The organism is Mesorhizobium sp. P3_A9, assembly GCF_056402975.1.
In genome coordinates this window covers 1-3,025 of sequence record NZ_JBFUGJ010000524.1, presented here as the reverse complement: position 1 = coordinate 3,025, position 3,025 = coordinate 1, and the positions used below count along the sequence as shown (strand labels likewise).

The following is a 3,025-nucleotide window of genomic DNA, read 5'->3' as shown; positions in this document are numbered from 1 at the left end:
GCGGAAATGAACTGTTGGCATGCGCCTTTCTGGACGAGCACCCGGTTGGCGTTGCACTGCTCGTTGAGTGCGACCTGCAATCCCACGACTATTGGCGCCCTTGGCTGTCAAGTCTTTACGTGCCAGCGGAGCATCGGGGCAAGGGAATTGGTGAAGCCCTGATATCAGCCATATGCGAGGCGGCGAGGGATGGCGGGTGGCCAGAGTTGTATCTCTATGCGGCCACCGGGTGGCTGACCGCCTACTACACCAGGTTTGGTTGGGTCTCCATCGACCGGATAGAGATGTCCGGGACTGTGTTCGACGTGATGAAGAGGCAGCTATACCAAGCCGAAATGGTGAACGGCTCTACGTGAACTTCACCAGCATCAGGCTGAAGCAGCCGATGAACAGGAAGGCGCAGAAGGCGAGCGCCAGCGGGCGCAGGCCGCGCGAGCGCAACTGCGAAATGTCGGCCTGCAGGCCCATGGCGGCGAGACCCATGGTCAGCATGATGGTGGTGGCAAGCGCCATCGCCGACTTCACTTCGGCCGGCACGGTGACGAGGCTGTTCAGCGCCACCACGGCGACGAAAGCGGCGACGAACCATGGCATGGGCGGGCGTGCACCGGATTGATCGCTTGACGGATCGCTGGTCGTCTTGCGGCGCGCCATCAGGCCGAGCGCGATGACCATCGGCGCCAGCATGGCAACGCGCGTCAGCTTGGCCACGGTGGCGATCTCGCCGGACTGGGTGCCGTTCTGGAAGCCGGCGCCGATGACTTGCGCCACTTCGTGGATGGAGGCGCCGGCCCACAGGCCGAACGCATGCTGGTCGAGGCCAAGCAGCGGCGTCAGCAATGGGAAGCCGAGCATGGCGACGGTGCCGAACAGCGTGATCGAGGCGACGGCGTAGGTGACGTCCTCGTCGCGCGCATCGGTGACGATGTTGGTGGCGACGATGGCCGAAGCACCGCAGATCGAGGTGCCGGCGGCAATCAGCTGCGCCAGCTTGCGGTCGACGCCGATCAGCCGGCCGAGCGTGATGGTGAAGACGAAGGTGGCGCCAAGTGTCGCCGCCACGATGCCGACGCCRCCGGCGCCGATCGAGACGACCTGGCCAAGCGTCAGCTGGAAGCCGAGCAGCACGATGGCGAAGCGCAGCAGGCGCTTTTGCGAGAAGGCGATGCCGGCCTTGGCRTGSGCSGGSGTGCCGAGCACATTGGAATAGACCATGCCGGCGACGACCGCGAGAATCATCGGGCTGAACAGCGCAAAGCCGGAGACATTGTGGGCGGAGAAGGCGACGGCCGTGATCATCGCCACCAATACGATGCCGGGGATGACGCCGTTCCACGCCGAATCGAGCCGCTTTCGGCCGGCGGTCAGATCGGCCGGTATCAGGCTTTTCGGAATATCGTTCGCGATGCGGGCGGCGGAAGACAATGCAATTCTCCAGGCAAGTACCCCAGGAGAATGCCATTCCTGAACCGATCTTTCCAACGAATTGTTCTGGTTGGAATGATCGATTTTTACGAACGATTGAAGGGTCAGTCCGGCTACAACAATTCCTGCCACCGGCGCGCGCCATGAACCACGCGCACGATCTCCGCGCCGTCGTCGATCTGGCGATAGAGGATCAGGTAGTTTCCTGCAGGGAACGTACGCAAGCCAGCTCGCACGTCCGGCCGGGCAACACCCATTCCCGGCATGTCGGCGATCCGCCGGCAATGGGCATGGATTTCGTCATACCAGCGAAGTGCCGCCGAGGGACTATCCTCGGCGATATAGAGCGCGATGGCTTCGATATCCGCTTCTGCTTCCGGCCGTAGGCGCAGCGTCATCGCGACGTGCGCTCGGCAATCCTGGCATCGAGCTTGCTTTTGATCCGGGCGAAGGCTTCGCCACCGTCGACGGCGTTGCCGCTTGCCATGCCTTCATCCCAAAGCCGGCCCAATTCGTCGACAGCCTGATCACGCTGCATCCGGCGAAATTTCCATTCGCGCAGCGCCTCACGCATGACTTCGCTCGCCGAGGCGTATTCGCCCGCCGCAACGACCTCGCGCATCATGCTTGCCATTTCAGGGGTGAGGGCAACGCTCACTTTCTCAACATTGGCCATCTGTGTGTTCTCCTCCTACGCAAGGTAGGCAAGTTTACCACCAGCTGCAAGAAGAGGTATTCATCGCACCTGCAATCAGAGCTGCACTGCGATCGCCGCCTTGTCGATCACCGACCAAACGTTCCGGATCCGGTCGTTCAGAAATTCATAGAAGACATTCTCGCTGAACGAGACCTTTTTGCCATTGATGGGCAGGCCGAAAAAGATTCCCTTTGGCGTGCAGTTGAACTGGATGCGGCTGGCGATGAACGGTGGCTCGGAGATCAGCAGCTGGACGTCGAAATAGAGGTCCGGAATTTCGCGAAAATCCCGCTCCAGCATGGCGCGGTATCCTGACAGGCCGACGCGCTCACTGTTGTAGTGCACCTCGTCATGGACGAAGCGATGCAGCCTTTGCCAATCCTGATTGTTGAGGCAGTCGATATAGCCACGATAGAGGTCGGTTTCGGTCACGGCGATGGCTCCGGTGCTTTGGAAAAGGTCACGCTCGCGAAGATAGAACGACTGCGGCCGCGGTCCAGTCGGACTAGCCCCTGTATCGCAAGGCATCGACCAGCAGCGAGAAGGCTGGTGTCGCCTGGCGGCGGCTGGGGTAATAGAGGTGGTAGCCGGGGAAGGGCGCGCACCAGTCGGTCAGCACCCGCACCAGCCGGCCGTCGGCCAGATGCGCGCGCACCTGGTCTTCGGGCAGATAGGCAAGGCCGAGGCCGGCGAGCACGGCATTCATGCGCAGCCCTGCCGTGTTGAAGATCAGCTGGCCTTCGACGCGGACCTTCAACTCGCGCCCGGCCTTTTCGAATTCCCAGGCATAGAGCCCGCCATAGGTCGGCAGGCGCAAATTGATGCAATTGTGGGTCGTCAGGTCCTGCGGCGTGCGGGGCTTCGGCCGCCCGGCGAAATAGGCAGGCGCACCGACCACCGCCA

6 protein-coding genes are annotated in these 3,025 nt (G+C 62.2%); 1 reads left to right on the top strand and 5 read right to left on the bottom strand.

Annotated features, from left to right (window positions below; genetic code table 11):
* Positions 1-356: GNAT family N-acetyltransferase (locus tag AC1DX0_RS33800; protein ID WP_477358693.1), on the top strand; the 356-nt coding region annotated here is incomplete at its 5' end.
* Here AC1DX0_RS33800 and AC1DX0_RS33795 read toward each other — a convergent pair.
* The 5 genes from AC1DX0_RS33795 to AC1DX0_RS33775 all read right to left on the bottom strand — a co-directional run.
* Complete coding sequence (locus tag AC1DX0_RS33795; RefSeq protein WP_477222785.1) at positions 349-1,425, bottom strand: YeiH family protein; 1,077 nt, start codon at positions 1,423-1,425, stop codon at positions 349-351. The two genes, AC1DX0_RS33800 and AC1DX0_RS33795, sit on opposite strands and share 8 nt — an antisense overlap.
* 113 nt (positions 1,426-1,538) lie before the next feature.
* Positions 1,539-1,823 carry a type II toxin-antitoxin system RelE/ParE family toxin gene (locus AC1DX0_RS33790; RefSeq protein WP_477222784.1) on the bottom strand — a complete coding sequence of 95 codons (285 nt, stop codon included), beginning with the start codon at positions 1,821-1,823 and terminating at the stop codon, positions 1,539-1,541.
* A complete protein-coding gene (locus AC1DX0_RS33785) occupies positions 1,820-2,101 on the bottom strand; it encodes a type II toxin-antitoxin system ParD family antitoxin (protein WP_172349353.1) in 282 nt (93 codons plus the stop codon). The genes AC1DX0_RS33790 and AC1DX0_RS33785 overlap by 4 nt, the downstream gene beginning before the upstream one ends.
* 75 nt (positions 2,102-2,176) lie before the next feature.
* Positions 2,177-2,554 (bottom strand): ester cyclase, encoded by a 378-nt coding sequence (locus AC1DX0_RS33780; protein ID WP_477222783.1) that lies wholly within the window; start codon positions 2,552-2,554, stop codon positions 2,177-2,179.
* 73 nt (positions 2,555-2,627) lie between these two features.
* Positions 2,628-3,025 (bottom strand): LysR substrate-binding domain-containing protein (locus AC1DX0_RS33775; protein WP_477358691.1); only part of this gene is annotated, 398 nt, incomplete at its 5' end.